The following is a 22,055-nucleotide window of genomic DNA, read 5'->3' on the forward strand; positions in this document are numbered from 1 at the left end:
GTAATGACAAGCAGAAATAATTTGCACAGCTCTAGATAAGAGTACTGTGATAACGGGGGATATATGGATATTGAGGTTTCACGCCAAGCTGCGGTTGTTGAAGCAGTAAGTGGAGATGTGGTTGTAGTAAAGTCTGACGGCGCTCCAAGAAAAGTGTTAGTTGGCGATATCATCCGTGAAAATGAGATAGTTATTACGGCAAATAATGCAGAACTTGTATTAGGTGTTGCAAATGGCGAAGTCCTAGTTGGAGACAACTGCGTTGGATGTCTTGAACAAGAGTTATCTTGGGCTGATGCACCAATCGCCGGAGAAGTTAATTTCGATCTCGAGCAAGCTGACGACGGAGCCTTTGCTGCTGATGATATTGCGGCAATCCAAGCCGCTATTTTAGGTGGCGCTGACCCGACTGAAATTCTGGAAGCAACGGCTGCTGGTGAAGGGCTAGGGTCAGCAAATGCTGGTTTTGTTACTATTGAGTACAACAATATTCAAACTCAGCCCTCGACATTCTTTGAGACTTCAGGGCTTGCGAGGGAAGAGGTAGACGAACCACGCGAGGAATTTAGAACGATCACACGTTCTGCTGGTGGTCAATCAATCAGTGAATCACTCACTGAAGGTTCCATTTCTGGTAATACCTACCCCCAATCTATTACAACCACCGAAACCATTACAGCGGGCAGCTTAGCTTTAGACCCAGACTCTTTTGTACCAGACACATTATCCCTCGCTTCACTCCTCAGTGAGCTTAATAGCGACATTACCTCAAGCGGTCAAGTCGTCACGTTTACTTACGACTCGGTGACGAATTCCATCGTTGGTGTTCAAGGCTCTGACGAAGTATTACGTATCGATATTGATGCTACTAGTGTTGGCAATAATATCGATATCTCGTTAACCACCACGATTTCTCAATCTATTGATCACGTTCCGTCTATCGGTGGTGGTCAGGTCTCTTATACTGGCGATCAAATTAACTTAGCTTTTGATATTCAAGGTGAAGACTCCGCAGGAAACCCAATAGCATCACCAATTAATGCACTGGTTACTTTATTTGACGGGGCGAATCCGTCTGCTGAAAGCGTTAATATCAATAATGTAGAAACGAGTAGTGCACCTATTGAAGGCACTTTTTCTAATATTGGAAGTGATAAACTTCAATCCGCTGTCTTTGATGCACGTGCGTTAGAAGAGTTTGATGGATTGCTCAGTGATAACCAAAATACGGTTGCAAGACTGTCTGATGACGGAACAACGATCACTCTGTCTATTCAAGGGAGAGGTGAGGTTGTTCTCACAATCTCTCTCGATACCGATGGCACATATAATTTCCAACAGTTTAAACCAATAGAAGAAGTGAGCTCCGACACGCTTTCATTCTCTCTACCGATCACGGTTACCGATTTTGACCAGGATGTCGTAACGAATACGATTAAGGTTGATATCTCTGATGGTGATAGCCCGTTCATTATTAATGTTGATGGCATCGATGTTGATGAGTCAGGCATTGTTGGCGGGTCACAAGAGGGAACAGCCCCAGTAGGTGGTATTGGCAGTATCACAGCAAGTGTTTTTGAAAGTGACATTATTGACCATTACGAACTTGAACCGACTGAATTTAATACAACGGGAGCCTTGGTTTCTAATGGTGCTGCCGTTCAGTTAGAGTTAGTTAGTCAAACCAATGGTGTGAGAACGTATGAAGGTTATGTTGAGGTCAATGGATCTCGAACTACGGTCTTTGACATTAAAGTCGATAGCCCATCACTAGGAAATTACGAATTTACTCTGTATGAATCGCTTTCACACCAAGGTGCTGAAGGTGAGTTGCTAACCTTTGTATTGCCCATTTACGCGGTTGACGCGGATGGCGACCGCTCTGCACTATCTGGTGGGTCAAATACACCAGAAGCTGCTGAGATTTTAATCAGTGTAAAAGATGATGTGGTCGAACTCATCGATAATGTCGTTTCCGTCGATGAACCGACTTTGGCGGGTGATACTGTTGTTTCTTATAATCTATTCAACTTTGAGGGCGCGGATGGTTCGACAATCCAATCACTGTCTTACGATGGGGTCGAATACAAGTTAGACCAAAATCTACTCCCAGATACGGCACAAACTTTCCCATTTACAGAAGGGGTGGCAACGATTTCACTCAATGGTGATTTTAGCTTTGAAGTCGCTCGTGATATCAACCACTCAAGCAGCGAAACCATAGTAAAACAATTTTCCTTTTTAGCTGAAGATGCTGATGGCGACGAGAGCTTTTCAACGCTTGATCTTAGTATTACTGATGGCCAAGATCCGGTAATTAACCTAGTTCCACCAGTGACATTATCTGAAACGAATCTTGGTGATGGATCTTCGCCAAGCGGAAATGCGGTTAGCGCCACTGAAACGATTACGTTTACAGCCGGTAGTGATGATGTCGCGAGTTTTCGAATTGATCCAAACTTGTTCAATACTAATGATACGCTCAAATCGAATGGGCTTGTCGTTGAACTCAAGGAAGACCCCCAGAACTCAGGTACTTACATAGGTTTTGTTAACGATGGGGTAAACCCTGATGTCCCAGTATTCACGATTAGCTTTTCTACCAGTACATTAGGGGAATACACCTTCACGCTGCTTGAAGCGTTAGATCATGAAGATGGCCTTGCAAATAACGAGCTAAACTTTGAACTGCCTGTTTACGCCGTGGACACTGATGGCGATAGCTCGCAAATTTCCCCGCTTACAATGACCATCGGTGATGATGTGCAAATCATGAAAGATGGTGTGCTCAATATTGTTGAACCGACGGTTGCGGATTTGGCTGCTGGTACGGTGACGACTGCCACCATTGATGTAATGCCTGAGCAGAGTGCTGATGGCGCGACCATCACCCAGATCACGTATGATAATACCGTTTATACCTTGGATCAGAGCTTAACGGGAGAGCAACTGATTCCAGTTTCTGAGGGCAAACTGTTCGTTACCCTTGAAGGTGAAATACGCTTTGAACCCAATCGCGATTTAAACCACACAAGCAGCGAAGATATCGTTAAGACGATCGTGGTGACGTCAAGTGACTTTGATAAAGATCCGGTGACATCCACCGTTACTTTGACCATCACCGATGGTGATATTCCAATCATCAATACTATTCCAAGCGTCACGCTATCAGAATCTAACCTTACAGATGGCTCGGCAGCAAGCAATGTTCCTGTGAGTCAAACTGAGACTATTCAGTTTACCAATCAAAGTGATGATGTAGTCAAGTTCCGTATCGACCCTGCTCAATTCAACACGAACGACGCGCTTAAATCGGGCGGGTTGGTCGTTGAGCTTAAAGCTGATCCAAACACGACTGGTGCTTATATCGGCTTTGTGAAAGATGGAGCCAACCCAGAAGTTCCGGTCTTTACGATTAGCTTCTCTACCAGCACGGTGGGTGAGTACACCTTTACTCTACTTGAAGCATTAGATCATGCTGATGGCCAAGCAAATAATGAATTGAGCTTTGAGCTTCCTGTACTTGCGGTCGATCGTGATGGTGATGATTCATTGATGTCGCCATTGAAAGTGACGGTCAGCGATGACGTGCAAGGCATGCAAAACCAAACGCTGAGCATTACTGAACCAACGGTGGCTGATTTGGCTGCTGGTGTTGTCACGACAGGTACTGTCGATGTAATGCCAGTTCAAAGTGCTGATGGCGCGACCATCACCCAGATCACTTACGATAATACCGTTTACACCTTGAATCAGAGCTTAGCGGGAGAGCAACTAATTCAAGTTGCTGAAGGTAAACTGTATGTGACTCTTGAAGGTTTGGTGCGCTTTGAGCCGAATCGCGATTTAAACCACACGAACAGCGAAGATATCGTTAAAACGATCGTAGTGACGTCAAGTGACTTTGATAAAGATCCGGTGACATCCACCGTTACTTTGACCATCACCGATGGTGATATTCCAATCATCAACACCATTCCAAGCGTTTCTTTATCGGAATCCAACCTTACAGATGGCTCGGCAGCAAGCAATGCTCCTGTTAGCCAAACTGATACTATTCAGTTCACCAATCAAAGTGATGATGTAGTCAAATTCCGTATCGATCCTGCTCAATTCAACCCGAACGACACACTTAAATCGAATGGGTTGGTCGTTGAGCTTAAAGCTGATCCAAATACGACTGGAGCGTACATCGGCTTTGTGAAAGACGGAGCTAACCCAGAGGTTCCCGTCTTTACGATTAGTTTTTCTACTAGCACGGTGGGTGAGTACACCTTTACTCTGCTTGAAGCGTTAGATCATGCTGATGGCCAAGCGAAGAATGACTTGAGCTTCGAACTGCCCGTTTATGCAGTAGACCGCGACGGTGATGACTCATTAATGTCGCCACTGAAAGTGACGGTCAGCGATGATGTGCAAGGCATGCAAAATCAAACGCTGAGCATTACGGAACCAACGGTTGCAGATTTAGCTGCCGGTGTTGTTACGACAGGCACTGTCGATGTGATGCCAGTGCAAAGTGCAGATGGTGCAACAATTACTCAGTTCGTTTATGACGGACAACTTAGAACATTGGTTCAAACAGATACTGGTGAGCAGCGGTTTGGTTTCACTGAAGGGACGTTAGTCATCACCCTGCAAGGTGAAGTGCGTTTTGAACCCAATCGCGATTTAGTTCATACAAACAACGAAGACATCGTTAAAACAATCGTAGTGACGTCAAGTGACTTTGATAAAGATCCGGTGACATCCACCGTTACTTTGACGATCACCGATGGTGATATTCCAACGATTAATACCATTCCAAGCGTCACGCTATCAGAATCTAACCTTATCGATGGTTCGGCAGCAAGCAATGCTCCGGTGAGCCAAACTGAGACTATTCAGTTTACTAATCAAAGCGATAATGTCACCAGCTTCCGCATTGAGCCAAGCTTATTTAACCCCAACGACACACTTAAATCGAACGGTTTGGTCGTTGAGATTAAGGCCGATCCAAACACGACTGGGGGGTACATCGGCTTTGTGAAAGATGGAGCTAACCCAGAAGTTCCTGTCTTTACGATTAGCTTCTCTACTAGCACGGTGGGTGAGTACACCTTTACTCTGCTTGAAGCATTAGATCATGCTGATGGCCAAGCGAAGAATGACCTGAGCTTTGAACTACCTGTCTTTGCGGTCGACCGTGATGGTGACGACTCATTGATGTCGCCATTGAAAGTGACGGTCAGCGATGATGTTCAAGGCATGCAAAATCAAACGCTGAGCATTACGGAACCAACGGTTGCAGATTTAGCTGCCGGTGTTGTTACGACAGGCACTGTCGATGTGATGCCAGTTCAAAGTGCAGATGGTGCAACAATCACTCAGTTCGTTTATGACGGACAACTTAGAACATTGGTTCAAACAGATACTGGTGAGCAGCGGTTTGGTTTCACTGAAGGGACGTTAGTCATCACCCTGCAAGGTGAAGTGCGTTTTGAACCCAATCGAAATTTAGATCATACAAACAACGAAGACATCGTTAAAACAATCGTAGTGACGTCGAGCGACTTTGATAAAGATCCGGTGACATCCACCATTACTTTGACGATCACTGATGGCGATATTCCTATCATTAATGTCATTCCAAGCGTGACGCTATCAGAATCTAACCTTACAGATGGCTCGGCAGCGAGCAATGCTCCGGTGAGTCAAACTGAGACTATTCAGTTCACCAATCAAAGTGATAATGTGACCAGTTTCCGCATTGAACCGAACCAATTTAATACTAATGGTTTGCTCAAATCGAATGGGTTGGTCGTTGAGCTTAAAGCAGATCCAAACACGACTGGGGCGTATATCGGCTTTGTGAAAGATGGAGCCAACCCAGAAGTTCCTGTCTTTACGATTAGCTTCTCTACTAGCACGGTAGGTGAATACACCTTTACTCTACTTGAAGCATTAGATCATGCTGACGGCCAAGCAAAGAATGATCTGAGCTTTGAACTGCCTGTTTATGCGGTAGACCGTGATGGTGATGATTCGTTAATGTCGCCACTGAAAGTGACGGTCAGCGATGACGTTCAAGGCATGCAAAATCAAACGCTGAGTATTACTGAGCCAACGGTGGCTGATCTGGCTGCTGGAACGGTGTCGACAGGCACTGTCGATGTGATGCCAAACCAAAGTGCCGATGGCGCGACAATCACTAAGTTTGTTTATGACAATCAAGCTGAAAAAGCGTTGGTGCAGACAAATACAGGGGAACAGCAGTTTATAGTCGATGAAGGTGTCCTGTATATCACTCTGGAAGGTGATGTCCGTTTCGAACCTAATCGCAACCTCAATCATTCAGGGGGAGATATTGTTAAGACTATTACGGTCACGTCTGAAGATAAAGATGGTGACGAAGTCACGTCGACCGTTACGCTTACCATTTCAGATGGTGCTCCACCTGTTATTGATAACATACCACCAGTCGCCTTGGCTGAAGCAAACTTGCTTGATGGCACCTCTCCGAGCATAACGGTCACTCAAACCGGAACAATGACGTTTACATCTGGTAGTGATGATGTGAACCACTTCCGTATTGATACTGCGCAGTTCAACACAACTGGGGACCTAAAATCGGATGGTCTGGTTGTTAAGCTAAAAGAAGATCCTCTAAACAGCGACAATTATATTGGCTTCGTAGAAAACGGTGGTGTCCAAACGGACATTTTCACCATCACTTTTGATAGTTTGGTGCTTGGTCAATATACCTTCACATTGTTAGAAGAGTTAGATCACCTGCCTGTGCAAGGTAATAACGTTCAAATCTTCATTTTGCCAGTTATTGCGGTCGACCAAGACAATACGGATTCAGTAATTAAGCCTCTTACGGTGACTATTACTGATGATGTACCCGTCATTACGGATACAACAGTCGCGAGTACGTTTGTTGTTGATGAAGATGATTTAGGCTCTGTTGTGGCTCAAGCGACAGGCTCGTTTGTGACCACAGAAGGTGCAGACCAAGTTGAGGCTTATGAGCTACGTAACATCTCTGACCTAGAAGATGCTCTGACATCAGGCAACGAAGCGATTTCGATCACTGAGGTCACTGGGGCTGCGGACACAACCACCTACCAAGGTGCGACCACAAGCGGGACTCCGATTTTTACTCTTGCACTGGGTAACGATGGGTCATACACATTTACCTTGCTTGGCCCTCTAAACCACGCTACTACGCCGAACAACCTAACCATACCATTTGATGTTGTGGCGGTAGACGGTGATGGCGATGATTCCAACCAGTATCAATTACCAATTCAAGTCATTGATGATGTTCCGGAAATGACGCCGCCGACTGGCGAAACGGTTGTCGATGAAGACGATCTTTCAGGCATAGGTTCGGATCAATCTGAAGACACCATTATCAATGGACTATTCACCGTCGATGAAGGTGCCGATGGCGTTGTGAAGTATGAACTGGTTGATGAAGATTTAGTCTTGAGCGGTTTAACCTCCGATGGAGAAAGCTTAGAGTGGCTAGCTGTTTCACAAAACGGCACAACATTCACCTATGTTGCTCAAACTGCAACCAGCAATGAAGCCGTGTTTGAGATTGTTTTCGATACCTCTGATAACAGCTATCAATTCGAATTATTTAAACCACTGAAGCACCCTGACGGTGCAAACGAGAACGCGATAGATCTTGATTTCTCAATCGTTGCTGAAGATTTTGATCAAGACCAATCGAATGCGATTGATCTCAAAATAACAGTCACTGATGATATTCCATTAGTGACAACACAATCGATTACTCGTGTTGAAGGTCAGGGTTATCGCGGCTCTATAGTCGATATGTTTGCTGATGCTACAGATGTCGGCGCCGATGGCGCAGTACTGAGCAAAATTGAGGCCTTTGACGGAAGTGGAATTGTTTTCCGTTCAGGGAACAGTGGGTCTTACAGTAGTGACTTCGATTTAATTAGTGGTACTCAAGAGGTACGAGTATATGAGCAGATCAATGGCGCTGTTGATCCTCGAGAGCTGGGTCGACTGAAAATAAACTCAAATGGTGAGATAGAATTTAGAGCCAATAATTACTTAGAGCATGTTGGTGATGAAATTAATTTCTCTATTAATGTAACAGCGAAGGATGGCGATTCAGATACGTCATCGACACCCTTGGACATCACTATTACGGATAGGAATTCGTCGAAAATCGCGCTGACAGTGACCACCTTTGAGGATGCGGGTAGAGACTCAACAATACCATATGCTGCAGGTGATGCTCCGATTTTTGAAAATATACAAGACAACCAAAGCGGATTACCTAATGCACCAGCTCAAGTTGCGCTTCAGGTTAACCTGAATGACAGGGATAACAGCGAGTCTATCGGTCAACTGATTATAAAAAACAGTAACCATAGAGGCACGTTCTATTACTTTGAGGGTGGTGAGTATCACAAGTTAACGCCTGAAACTAACGGTCAAATATTATTTGGACCGCCTCAAATGCAACAAAGCTATGCTTTAAACCCAAGTGAAGTAAGACAAACCATTGCAACCATCGAAAACCTTTATTTCGTTCCTGACCAAAACTATGGTTCAGATAGTAATGGCGTTGAGATCCGCTATCAATTGGAGATCGATAATGGAGGCACTCTTGACCACAAAGTAAACTCAAGCTTCAAAATCGAGATTGAAGCGGTAGCGGATATTGCTACTTGGGATGATGGCAATAGCACTTATCAGTATCAAGTCAATGAAGATGAAGACAATGTCACATTACAGCTGAATGCAGAATCACAAGATAACACTCAAACTGAAACGATCACTTATGAGTTAAAAGTTATCAAAGGCGACGGGAAGTTTGAGCTTCTTGATAAAGACGGCAACGTGCTTACGCTTACGGCGGATGGTGTATATAAAATAGCGGCAGAAGACATTAACACCACCGTGGTCAACCCTATTGATAATTTCTCGGGTCAGATTGAATTTAAAGCAACAGCGCTTACAGAGGAAACACTGAACCCTTATAAAGATACCGACAACGGCGGAGCAAATGATAAAACTGAGGCCCGTTCTGTAGAGCAAAACATCATTATTGATGTCACCGCTGACGCGGATGCTGGAAAGTTCAGTGTTAATCGTATTCAGATTAACGAAGACAATATAGATGATCCTGATTACATAGGTCCGCTAGCTAACAAAGATGCATTCACGTTAGATGAAGTCATTTCCATGACAGGATCGGTCGATACGGATGGCTCTGAAGAACTGTTTGTTCGTATCAGCAATATTACAGAAGGCGCAGTGCTTTACTTTGTAGGTACAAACACGGCAGTTCCTATTGTCAGTGGTACCAATTACCACGAAATAGCGTATTCCGATTTGGCTAATGTTGAAGTGGTTCCAACTAAACACAGCAATGTGGATTTCACTTTTGATGTTACAGGTGTAGTGAAGGACACTGCAAACCTGTCAACCAACCCACAACAAGTCGATGTAGAAATACTTGGTACTAAAACGGTTAACGTTGAAGTGAAAGGGGTTGCTGACACACCTTATGGTGGGACGAATGGTACCGATTGGACCGCAATTACAGATGGCACTGCAAGCGGCGTTCAAACGACGATTCAAGAGAGTCAAAACGGCGACAGCTTTGCTCTGCTTGATTTCACGGTATTGTCGGGTGAGAGAAAGCCTGCTTCAGGCACTACACCATTACCGGACGATGGTTCCGAATCAATAACGGTCATCTTATCGGGTATTCCTGATGGCGTTATAATCGAGGATGGTGACGGTACGGTTATTGATCTTAACTTTGTGGGTTACGAAACTGGACCTGGCGGTAGCCCTGATTTATCAAAACCTATCTATGAAGCGAATATTACGGAGGCGGGTACAACGTCAGGTATTCGTATTCGACCTGTCGACTCTTCGACCGAGAATATCCACATTCAAGGCAAAGTGGTCGTAACGGAAAACGATGGTCACACACTTTCTTTTGATCAAGAAATTCGAGTGTTGGTTGAGCCTATCATCGATACCTCAGCAACCTACAACAACGTCACAAACGGAAACGAAGATACTGCAATCAACATTGATTGGCACCCTGAAGGGGTTGACTATATCGACTCTGATGAGCATTTCACTTCAATTAAGATTTCCGGTATTCCACCGGGTGTCACACCCACCGTAAATGGCGATGTGACTGTTGTGAACGATGGTGCGGGTACGTTAACGATTACCCCTAAAGACGCGAATCAAACGCCGGAACAATTTACCCAAATTGCATTGGCGAATAACTTTATTCAAATGACTCCGCCAACTGACTCTAGCGTTGATTTCACATTGACGACAGAGGTAGACGTTGAGGAGCGTGATCACGAATATGTGGACTCTTCTAACCCAGGAGAGGGTATTGCGACTGCGACGGTTACAGGTACGATCAATGTTGTCGTAAGGCCCGTTGTTGAGACTCATGATGACATCGATAACAAACTTATCGTTGACGACGTGGCTGGAACAGGTTCTTTGGGAGCGGTGAGCGCTGATCCTCTGACTGGTGTACTTAAGTTTACAACCAACAGTGATAACCCATCCGCTACGGATGAATTTGTCATTCGATACCAAGAAAGCGATGGATCCTCTGCTATTGAAGAAGTCGACCAACTGGTGATTCAATTAACAAATAATGACACGAATAGCACACCATTGTCAGATGACGTATTGAATCAATTACTCGTTATTGGTGCTTTTTATGAAGGCGATGGTCGTTGGGTTGTAACAAACGAGGACCTGTTTAGTATCAGTGCTCCGAATGGTCTTGTTTTTCCTTCAGGAAGTAACGGGGTCAACGGGCTTAATGATATCAATATGGACATCTTTAGCACAGTAATTGACCGAGGTGATGGTGTTGAGGTTGAAGCATCTGCAGCGGCTCGCAGAGACGGGCAAGTAACTCTAACATTCCCTCAAGTGGTTTCTGGGAGTACACAGGTTGCTGCAGACATTGCGATGACACCAAACAGTGTTGTCGATGCCATTGAGGACACACAGTTAGATTTGGGATCTGCGCTAAATAGTCTGGTCACTTTCTCTGGAGAAGATGCTTCAAAAGATCTAGTTACCATTATTATTGATGACTCTGTGACTATCAGTTCTGGCGGCATTTTCCCGATCACCTTAGGGGGAAGCAGCGAAGTCGATTTCGTTAATGGAAAATATGTGTTCGAAACAACCGTTGAACAGGGCGTCCCAACAGACTTCTCTGGGCTGTTACTTAACTTGCCAGCAGACTACTCTGGTGACTTTAGATTACCACTGACAATCGTAACCAAAGATACGCTCTCTGGTGATGAGAAAACGTTAGTTACCGAAGTCGTCATCAAAGTCGCGCCAGATGCGGAGACGGACCCTACGATCGAGGTGAATGTTATTGGCTCTCTTGATGATGCCTTTAATCCAGTCGATAACGATGGTCAGGCTGGACAAGATCCGGTGGGTTACGAAGACACCTACATTCAACTCGACTTCAATTCGACTATTTCGGATCAGGTCTCAGGCGACGAAGGCGGTCAAGAAGCGTTTACATCGATTACCTTAACGTTGGATGACCCTTCGATAGGGGCATTCTATGACAATACGGGCACCTCACTAGGTACTTCTGTAACGTATAATCAAGCTGAAATCGCGGCGGGGGCACTCGATAATGTGCTCTTTAGAGCGATAGAAAATTACCCGACTGGAAATGATATTAACCAAGTGCAGGTTAATGTTAGCGGTACAGTCACAGATACCGCAACCTACAATGATTCAGCCTCTCCGGTAGGCACGGCAACCGACTCCGATACCTTCAATACAAGTGTTCGTTTTGATATTGTTCCGGTTGTCGATGATGTACTTGTGTCTGGGCCGGGTAGTGATCCTGATGTTATCGAGATTACCGGCAACGAAGACCAGCTTATTTCCTTGTCAGGTACAGGACCAGTATCGATTGCACTGACTGACCTTGATGGATCAGAACAGTTTGTATCGATTAAGTTCACTGATGTCCCTGATGGCTTCCAAATGCGTGTAGATGCTGGCTCAGCTTACACGGTGAAAAACAACGGTGGCGGTGAGTGGAGTGTTCAACTGCCTCAAGCTTCAGGGCTTTCATTCGACTTAAGTGAAATTTCGATTTTACCGCCTAAAAACTTCAGTGGTACTGCTGAGTTTGGTGTTGAAGTCTTCACTCAAGAGTCGCTACTGGGCGTACCGACTGCGGCTGCAAACTTACCAAGCTTCAAACTGCATGTGGTGCCTGTTGGTGACGATGTTGATACCAACCCTACGGACTCTGTAACGGGCAATGAGGGGCAGAATATTGATATCGAAATCAATGCGACTATTTTAGATAAAGAATTGTCGGCCACAGGAAGCGGAACGTATACCGAAAATGCGCCAGAAACCCTTCGAGTCGAAGTGGCTGGCGTTCCTCAAGATGCTTCTATCTACTATCCTGACGGAACCACTTTAGGTAGCTATGATTCAGCGACGCAACTATGGACACTAAACGTTCCAGCTCAGTCGCTAGATAAGATCGTATTTAATTCTGGCGAACATAATAGTGATACGGGTAATGCTTTGGGTATTAATGGTCCACTGCAGATTACCGTTCGTTCTGTGGATACAGACGCTGATAACACTGAGTATTTAGGCACACCAACGAGTTTCGATGTCGATTTGGTTATTGATCCGATCAACGATCAACCGACCTTTGTCAATGTGACTAACCTTGAAACGACAGAAGACTCTAATGGGGTCGCGATTAACAACTTTAGTATTTACGATATCGACGCTAACTTTGATAATCCAGATGCTCCGTATGTACTGACGCTGAAAGTTGACCAAACACTGCCGGGTGCGCAGGGCGAGTTTGTGCTCCCAAGCTCTCAATCCAACGGTGTGACATTTGTATTGCAGGCTGATGGCTCACTTGTCATGACAGGTAAAGAAGCTGACATCAATGCAGCGCTAACTAATGGTGAGGTTACGTTCAAACCGGACCCGGATCAGAACTATCTCAATCAGAGTGGGTTAGTGACCATTAATGCTACGATCGATGACGGTGGTAATAACGGTTTGATTGATGCTGGTGATCCGAATACCGCTCAAACGAATCAAACTACTTTCACTATTAAAGTGACGGAAGTGAACGATGCTCCGATAGCGGCCAATATTGATTTGGGATCGATTCCGGAAGATGGCCAAATCGTGATTGTTGAGGGTGACTTGATTACGGCAAGCTCTGATAACGAAAATCATAACCTTACCGTAACGGATCTCAATCTTACTCAAAATCAAGGTCAAGGTCAGCTTCAGAGGTTTGAGAACATTGCAGGGGTGGATGACAACTCGATTAATGGTCCATTCTGGGTGTTCACGGCAGCTGATGATTATAATGGAGACGTCAAATTCAATTACTCCATTATCGATGATGGTACAACCAATGGTGTGAATGACTTCAAAACGGATAGCGCTGAGATTAGCCTTATAGTTACAGAAGTTAACGACCAACCAGTGGCGACCGATATTGATTTGGGCACCATGCTTGAAGAAGGTCAGCTAATCATCAAAGCTGAAGACCTGATTGCAGCGACGACCGATCCTGAGGGGCATGCCATTACGGTAACTAAGGTCGAAATTGATCAAGGTCAGGGGCAAATTCAGAAGTTTGAGAATCTTGGTGGGGCAGATGACAATTCGATTAATGGCCCATACTGGGTATTCACTGCAGCCGATGATTACAATGGCGATGTTACATTCACCTATACCGTAGAAGATAACGGTACAACCAATGGCTCAAATGATTTCTTAACGGATACCGCGGAAATCAGCGTTGTGGTACAAGGTGTTAACGATACACCTGTTGTTAATGGTGACAATGTCACTGATTTTATTGATGAAGAATCGGGTCAGCTGCTGAGTGGCATCAATGTCAGTGATCCTGATTATGTTGATTCATTTTCTAATGACTTGATGACGGTTACTTTGACGGTGGATTACGGAACGTTAAATGTGTCGCTGCCTGCCGTGACAACTGTGATGGTGAATGGCAACAACACAGGTTCGGTCATCTTAGTAGGTACGTTGAACGACCTAAATGCATTGATTGACACACCGACTAGCCCTGCGGGTGTTTATCTGGATGCGAGCCTGTCTCCAACCAATAGCATTGGCTTGGAAGTCATCGCGAAAGATAGCGGAAACCCTTCTGGTATCGTCATTGAAACCACGCCAGTTGTCTATGACATCGCAGTGACTCCGGTGGCGAATGCGCCGACCTTGTCGATTGATACTGCGTCTAACTACGTCAGAAATATCACCGCCAACCAGTCAGTAAGCGCTAGCGGCGTTCCTTTGGTTGGTATTATTGCTGCCTTGACCGATATTACGGAAGAGCTAACACTACGTATCAGTGATGTGCCTGTTGGTGCTCAAATTACGAGTGATGTGGGTTCAGTGACTGATGTCGGTGGTGGAGTTTGGATTGCCACTGCGGATGCGATTGACACTGTGAAAGTGGTCGGGCTCTCTGAAACGCCGGGAAGCTACACACTCAAAGTGGAGGCGGTTTCAGAAGAGCTAGATAACAGCGATACTGCAACATCGGCTTCGATAGACCTCAACTTGAACATTGTGTCTAACGGTGTTGATATCGATTTAGCTACAGAAACCGACGATGTTCAGTTATTGGCAGGGGCTGGCAATATCGACCTGACAGCGGGATCTGGAAATGATCGTCTGGAAGGAGGTTCGGGTGACGATACGTTAGTTGGCGGTGATGGTAACGACACTCTCATCGGTGGAGGCGGTTCCGATATTCTGACTGGTGGCGACGGTATGGATTCGTTTGTATGGTTCAACATCGAAGATGGTGTCGAAGATACGATTACCGACTTTAGCCTATCTGAAGGAGACCAACTCGATCTAAGAGAAGTGTTACCTGAGCTGAAAAGTGCCTCACCAGATATAACAACACTGCTGCAACACATTGATGCGAAGGTCGACGGGGATGATATTGAGCTTACGATTAACCCTGATGGCTTAGGCACGACAGAACAAGTGATTGTGGTTGAAGATCTTGCGCCTCAGCTGACGTTAAATGGCACCATGCCTTCTGATATTCTGGATGCGCTAGTACAGCAGAATGTTATGACTCACGGTTAACGCTCAATTGATAAGCACTAGTGATTAGAAGTGAATAACTAAACCATAACGAAATAGGCCAGCAATGCTGGCCTATTTTTTTGTCACGATTTATTGATTGAGCCTGGATTAACCAAGAAAAAGCCCATGTTATTGAATAACATGGGCTTCATTATTGGTTTTAACTTGTTAGTCGGGCCTACTTAGCAACTGACTCGTTGGTCATCTTCGCTGTAGCTCTTGATGCGTTGATTAATAGTATACCTACTGTCAAAACGATTGTGCCACACAGCACGAACATTGAGCGACCAAACATGTCGTTTGGAATCAATGCCATCAATAGAACACCAAGGCCTGCAACTGAAATCAATTTACCAAGCATACTGCGTTGTTTCATATCTAACTGTTGCTGCTCTGCACCTTCTGAGATAACAGGTGTATTCCAGTTTTCAAACAGCTTTTCAACTTCCGCTTCGCGCTCTGGCGTACGGCCTTTATAGAGCAGCATTGTTAGCAAGAAGAAACCACCGGTAAAGATAACATGGGCAGCAAGACTGAGACCTACTTTTAAGTCACCCCACTCACGTGCTGTTAATGCTTGATCTAGGTTAAACCAGTTTTCAATATCTTCTGCTTGTAATGAAATACCAAAGATATAAGAAACAACACCACCAACAACTAATGTTGCCCAGCCAGACCAGTCTGGAGTCTTGCGAATCCACATACCCAGCAAGATTGGAATTAGCATTGGGAAACCAATTAATGCGCCGATATTAAGTACAATATCAAACAGACTTAGGTGACGCAGTGAGTTGATGTATAAGCCAAGGCCTATAATGACCAAGCCCATAAAAATTGTCATTGCCTTACTTACTATAACCAACTCTTTCTGCGAAGCATTTGGGCGAACAAACGGGTTATAGAAGTTAACAACAAAAATACCTGCATTACGGTTAAGGCCAGAGTCCATTGAAGACATGGTCGCAGCGAACATTGCAGACATCAATAGCCCAACCATACCAGCTGGCATCACATTTTCCACAAACGCAAGGTAAGCAGCATCTGCGCCAACACTGTAGTCACTTACAAAATCTGGCATAAATGCAGAAACGTACCAAGAAGGAAGGAACCAAATTAGCGGGCCAACAATTGCTAGAACTGTTGCTAAGCCTGCAGCTTTACGTGCGTTTTCGCTGTCTTTAGCACACAGGTAACGGTAAGCATTAATACCATTGTTCATTACACCGAACTGTTTAATAAGAATGAAAACAATCCATAGAATGAAGATACTCATGTAGTTGAGATTGTTACCAACCCAAAAGTCACCAGTAAAGTTTGTAACAATGTTCGATACACCACCACCGTGGAAGTATGCTGCCACAGCACAGGTAATGGTTACTGCCATTATAACTAACATCTGCATAAAGTCAGACGCAACAACCGCCCATGAACCACCAGTTACCGACATGATCACTAGTACAACACCAGTGAAGACAATCGTCACCTCCATTGGAATGTTGAATACGGCAGATACAAAAATTGCGATACCGTTTAAGGCAACACCCGCAGAGATCAAGCTATCTGGCATACCAGCCCAAGTGTAGAACTGTTCTGAACTTCTACCAAAACGCTGACGAATAGCTTCGATTGCTGTAACAACACGAAGCTGCCTAAACTTAGGCGCGAAGTAAACGTAGTTTAAGAAATAACCAAATGCATTGGCCAAGAATAGGATTACAACGACGAAACCGTCGGTGAATGCGCGTCCTGCGGCACCTGTAAACGTCCATGCTGAAAATTGTGTCATGAAGGCAGTTGCACCTACCATCCACCACAACATTTTGCCGCCCCCTCTGAAGTAATCGCTGGTAGAGGTAGTGAACTTACGGAACATCCAACCAATCGCGATTAAAAAGAAGAAGTAGGCGAGAACAACAAAAGTATCAATAGTCATCTTTTCAGCCTTTTAAGTTTCATAATTAACTGACACCTAGATTACTTCTTCTGTATGCTTATTTGTACTACAATATGTCTTTATCGTGATCTGAGGCGCATGTTTATTTCATCATAGATGGCACTTGAAGCCGTTTAAGAGCTTAATTTTTTGCAATTATTTCAAATTTCATCGTTGTCGTTGGATAAATACTTGAAAGTAAGTATTTAAAATAATAATACAAATATCCGTGTGGTTATAGGGATTAGTTGAGCGAGTGTGTTGATTGAGAAGCGACAAAACTCCAATAAGTATGGTTAAAAATAAAATAGGTGTGTCCACTTTATATCACGTAATAAAAAAGCGAGCACAGAGCTCGCTTTCGTCGTTGAACAAGTGTCAGCCGGTTAACGCGAACCTATCTATTGACTAGCTCGACAGCGTCACGAACAAGCTTGCCTAGTTCGTCCCACTTACCTTCGTCGATAAGGTTAGTTGGAACCATCCAAGTACCGCCACACGCAAGAACAGAAGGGATCGATAGATATTCATCTACATTCTTCAAGCTTACGCCGCCAGTAGGCATAAATTTAACAGGGTAAACTGCTGTTAGTGCTTTAAGCATACCAGTACCGCCAGACGGCTCAGCAGGGAAGAACTTCAATGTGCGAAGGCCCATTTCCATTGCTTGTTCAACTAGGCTTGGGTTGTTAACACCCGGTACAATAGCTACGCCTTTATCGATACAGTATTGAACAGTACGTGGGTTAAAACCTGGGCTTACGATGAAATCAACACCAGCTTCGATAGATGCGTCAACTTGCTCGTTACTCAGTACAGTACCTGAACCGATTAACATGTCTGGGAATTCTTTACGCATGATACGAATCGCTTCGATTGCACATTCTGTACGCAGTGTGATTTCTGCACATGGCATGCCGTTTTCAACCAGTGCTTTGCCTAGGGGGATGGCATCTTCAGCACGGTTGATAGCGATTACAGGGATTACTTTTAGGTTTGCTAGTTGTTCATTTAATGTAGTCATGAATTCTTTCTCACGTTAATAATGGGTCTGCTTTCAACTAAGCAAACCCTTGATTAATAGTTAAAGTGCGTAATTATAGAGACAAATCAGGCGTCGCATCTACAGGAATGATAGCACCTGGATGCTGAATCACGGTCCCTGCCACAATGTGGCCTGCTAATGCTGCGTCACGCGCATTGCCACCGCTCAAGCGTTTAGCTAAGAAGCCTGCACTGAACGAGTCGCCAGCGGCTGTTGTATCAACAATGTTGTCTACTGGGTTTGGTGCAACGTACTGAGCACTTTGGCTTTCAACCACTAGGCAGTCTTTCGCGCCACGCTTAATGATGATCTCTTTCACACCGGACTCAGACGTACGTGCAATACACTGTTCAATGCTTTCGTCACCGTACAGCTCTTGCTCGTCATCGAACGTCAGTAGCGCTGTGTCGGTGTACTTAAGCATCTTCAAGTACCAAGAAATCGCTTCTTGTTGGCTTTCCCAAAGTTTTGGACGAAAGTTATTGTCGAAGAATACTTGGCCGCCTTGAGCTTTGAATTTGTCTAAGAAGCTGAATAGCTGTGCGCGTCCGTTCTCCGTCAAGATAGCAAGCGTAATACCACTTAGGTAAACCGCGTCAAAAGAAAATAGTTTATCAAGTAGAGCAGGCGTGTCTTGCTGGTCAAACATGAATTTTGCTGCAGCATCATTACGCCAGTAGTGGAAACTGCGTTCACCAGTTTCATCGGTCTCGATGTAGTAAAGCCCTGGTTGTTTGTGATCAAGCTGAGCAATTAAGCTAGTGTCGATACCTTCCGCTTGCCACTTTTCTAACATGTCGGTACTGAATGGGTCAGTGCCTAGTGCTGTTACGTAGCTCGTGTTGATATCTTGCTCTTTTGTTAAGCGAGACAAGTAAAGTGCTGTATTCAGTGTATCGCCACCAAAACTCTGCTGAAGCCCGTCTTGTTTCTGTTGTAGCTCAACCATGCACTCGCCAATGACCGCGATGTTTAATGATTTCATATGCTTACCTTAGCAACTGAGGTTGCGCTAGTTATTATTTTAGGAAATCTTCACGCGCAGGATTGAAGATATCAAGAAGGATGCTGTCTTGCTCTAGAGCAACGGCGCCGTGCATCATGTGTTTACGCGCGAAGTAAGCATCGCCTTCTTTAAGCACTTTCTTTTCTCCTTCGATTTCAGCTTCGAAGCTACCACGAACAACATAACCGATTTGGTCGTGAATTTCGTGAGTATGAGGATGGCCAATTGCGCCCTTATCAAAGCATAGGTGTACAGCCATAAGATCGTCAGTGTACGCGACGATTTTACGCTTGATACCACCGCCCAATTCTTCCCATGGGTTTTCATCTAGAATAAAGAAAGAGTTCATTGTGTATCTCCTAATCTGTTTAAATCTTTTAAGTGTTACTTAACTGTGTTCATCATAAGGGAATGAAGTTAATTGTAATACAATATATCTAGTGTTGTGTGATATTGATCAAGCGATACTTTATATAGCGCAAATAAATCAACAACTTAATAAATGCCTGATATTTGGTGTTATCTATTTATATCAATAGCTTATGCGGGTTTGTGTGATTCTGCTCATCATTTTGCGACGAATAGGTACAATTAAAGCTAATATTGTATTACTTTATATGGAGTTTGAAAATTTAATCAAAGTTTAAACCGATAAACTCTTTATTGAGGGTGACAAAGAATATGACGACTAAACCAGTATTGTTGACTGAAGCAGAAATAGAGCAACTTCACCTTGAAGTGGGCCGTTCTAGCTTAATGGGCAAAACCATTGCAGCGAACGCGAAAGACCTAGAAGCGTTCATGTGCTTACCTATTGATGTTCCTGGTCACGGAGAAGCGGGTGGTTACGAGCATAACCGCCATAAGCAAAACTACACGTACATGAACTTAGCTGGTCGCATGTTCTTGATCACTAAAGAGCAAAAGTACGCTGACTTTGTTACAGAACTACTAGAAGAATACGCAGACAAATATCTAACGTTTGATTACCACGTACAGAAAAACACTAACCCTACAGGTCGTTTGTTCCACCAAATCTTGAACGAACACTGCTGGTTAATGTTCTCAAGTTTGGCTTACTCTTGTGTTGCTTCAACACTGACACAAGAGCAGCGTGACAACATTGAATCGCGCATTTTCGAACCAATGCTAGAAATGTTTACGGTTAAATACGCACACGACTTCGACCGCATTCACAACCACGGTATTTGGGCAGTAGCCGCTGTGGGTATCTGTGGTCTTGCTCTAGGCAAGCGCGAGTACCTTGAAATGTCAGTGTACGGCATCGACCGTAACGATACTGGCGGCTTTCTAGCTCAAATTTCTCAGCTGTTTGCACCTTCTGGTTATTACATGGAAGGTCCTTACTACCACCGTTACGCGATTCGCCCAACATGTGTTTTCGCTGAAGTCATTCACCGTCATATGCCTGAAGTAGATATCTACAACTACAAAGGCGGCGTGATTGGTAACACAGTACAAGCCATGCTGGCGACGGCTTATCCGAACGGTGAGTTCCCGGCTCTGAATGATGCTTCTCGTACAATGGGTATCACAGACATGGGTGTTCAGGTTGCAGTCAGTGTTTACAGTAAGCACTACTCTTCAGAAAACGGCGTAGACCAAAACATTCTTGGTATGGCGAAGATTCAAGACGCAGTATGGATGCACCCATGTGGTCTTGAGTTATCTAAAGCATACGAAGCGGCTTCTGCTGAAAAAGAAATCGGCATGCCTTTCTGGCCAAGTGTTGAATTGAACGAAGGCCCTGAAGGTCACAACGGCGCGCAAGGTTTTATCCGCATGCAGGATAAGAAAGGCGACGTTTCTCAGTTAGTGATGAACTACGGCCAACACGGCATGGGTCACGGCAACTTCGATACGCTGGGTATTTCTTTCTTCAACCGCGGTCAAGAAGTACTACGTGAATACGGCTTCTGCCGTTGGGTGAACGTTGAGCCAAAATTCGGCGGTCGTTACCTAGATGAAAACAAATCTTACGCACGTCAAACGATTGCTCATAATGCAGTAACCATTGATGAAAAATGTCAGAATAACTTTGACGTTGAGCGTGCAGACTCAGTACACGGCTTGCCTCACTTCTTTAAAGTAGAAGACGAGAAAATCAACGGCATGAGTGCATTTGCTAACGATCACTACCAAGGTTTTGACATGCAACGCAGCGTGTTCATGTTAAACCTTGAAGAGCTTGAATCTCCGCTATTGTTAGACCTTTACCGCTTAGACTCTACAAAAGGCGGCGAAGGCGAGCACCAATACGACTACTCACACCAATATGCAGGTCAGATTGTTCGCACTAACTTTGAATACCAAGCAAACAAAGAGTTAAACACGCTAGGCAGCGATTTCGGTTATCAACACTTATGGAACGTCGCAAGTGGTGAAGTCAAGGGCACAGCACTTGTGAGCTGGCTACAAAACAACACGTACTACACTTGGCTAGGCGCAACGTCTAACGACAATGCTGAAGTTGTCTTTACTCGCACTGGTGCTAACGATCCAAGCTTCAACCTACGTTCAGAGCCTGCATTCATTTTACGTAGCAAAGGCGAAACAACACTGTTCGCTTCTGTTCTAGAAACGCACGGTTACTTTAACGAAGAGTTCGAACAATCAGTAAATGCTCGCGGCGTTGTGAAAGACATCAAGGTTGTAGCGCATACAAACGTCGGTTCAGTCGTCGAAATCACCACAGAGAAGTCAAATGTGACAGTGATGATCAGCAACCAACTTGGCGCGACTGAGAGTACTGAACACAAAGTAGAACTGAACGGCAAAGTATACAGCTGGACGGGCTTCTACTCAGTAGAAACAATTTTAAACCCAGATTTAGCAAGCACAGCAGAGCAGGGGAAATAATA

At 44.6% G+C, this 22,055-nt stretch carries 6 protein-coding genes; 2 read left to right on the forward strand and 4 right to left on the reverse strand.

The window, feature by feature from the left end:
* Window positions 1-63 precede the first annotated feature (63 nt).
* Window positions 64-15,189 (forward strand): retention module-containing protein, encoded by a 15,126-nt coding sequence (locus tag K08M4_RS06170; RefSeq protein ID WP_086049216.1) that lies wholly within the window; start codon window positions 64-66, stop codon window positions 15,187-15,189.
* Between the two features lie 178 nt (window positions 15,190-15,367).
* On the opposite strand, the gene K08M4_RS06175 is transcribed toward K08M4_RS06170, so the two are convergent.
* From K08M4_RS06175 to K08M4_RS06190, 4 genes are all read right to left on the reverse strand, one after another.
* Complete coding sequence (locus tag K08M4_RS06175) at window positions 15,368-17,122, reverse strand: sodium:solute symporter family transporter (RefSeq protein ID WP_086049217.1); 1,755 nt, start codon at window positions 17,120-17,122, stop codon at window positions 15,368-15,370.
* A 397-nt stretch (window positions 17,123-17,519) separates the two neighbouring features.
* Window positions 17,520-18,146, reverse strand: coding sequence for a bifunctional 4-hydroxy-2-oxoglutarate aldolase/2-dehydro-3-deoxy-phosphogluconate aldolase (locus K08M4_RS06180; RefSeq protein WP_065680256.1), 627 nt, complete (start codon window positions 18,144-18,146; stop codon window positions 17,520-17,522).
* A 73-nt stretch (window positions 18,147-18,219) separates the two neighbouring features.
* Window positions 18,220-19,152 (reverse strand): 2-dehydro-3-deoxygluconokinase, encoded by a 933-nt coding sequence (gene kdgK, locus K08M4_RS06185; RefSeq protein WP_086049218.1) that lies wholly within the window; start codon window positions 19,150-19,152, stop codon window positions 18,220-18,222.
* Window positions 19,153-19,186: 34 nt separating this feature from the next.
* Complete coding sequence (locus tag K08M4_RS06190) at window positions 19,187-19,522, reverse strand: cupin domain-containing protein (RefSeq protein WP_009846518.1); 336 nt, start codon at window positions 19,520-19,522, stop codon at window positions 19,187-19,189.
* A 332-nt stretch (window positions 19,523-19,854) separates the two neighbouring features.
* Between K08M4_RS06190 and K08M4_RS06195 the strand changes: the two genes are divergently transcribed.
* Window positions 19,855-22,053, forward strand: coding sequence for a heparinase II/III domain-containing protein (locus K08M4_RS06195; RefSeq protein WP_086049219.1), 2,199 nt, complete (start codon window positions 19,855-19,857; stop codon window positions 22,051-22,053).
* Window positions 22,054-22,055: the final 2 nt, after the last annotated feature.

The organism is Vibrio syngnathi, from assembly GCF_002119525.1.
Lineage (GTDB): Bacteria > Pseudomonadota > Gammaproteobacteria > Enterobacterales > Vibrionaceae > Vibrio > Vibrio syngnathi.

Excerpts from the sequence above, each read along its gene's own strand:
- kdgK (WP_086049218.1), bottom strand. The coding sequence starts at position 19,152 with ATGAAATCATTAAACATCGCGGTCATTGGCGAGTGCATGGTTGAGCTA.
- K08M4_RS06170 (WP_086049216.1), top strand. The coding sequence starts at position 64 with ATGGATATTGAGGTTTCACGCCAAGCTGCGGTTGTTGAAGCAGTAAGT.
- K08M4_RS06190 (WP_009846518.1), bottom strand. The coding sequence starts at position 19,522 with ATGAACTCTTTCTTTATTCTAGATGAAAACCCATGGGAAGAATTGGGC.
- K08M4_RS06180 (WP_065680256.1), bottom strand. The coding sequence starts at position 18,146 with ATGACTACATTAAATGAACAACTAGCAAACCTAAAAGTAATCCCTGTA.
- K08M4_RS06175 (WP_086049217.1), bottom strand. The coding sequence starts at position 17,122 with ATGACTATTGATACTTTTGTTGTTCTCGCCTACTTCTTCTTTTTAATC.
- K08M4_RS06195 (WP_086049219.1), top strand. The coding sequence starts at position 19,855 with ATGACGACTAAACCAGTATTGTTGACTGAAGCAGAAATAGAGCAACTT.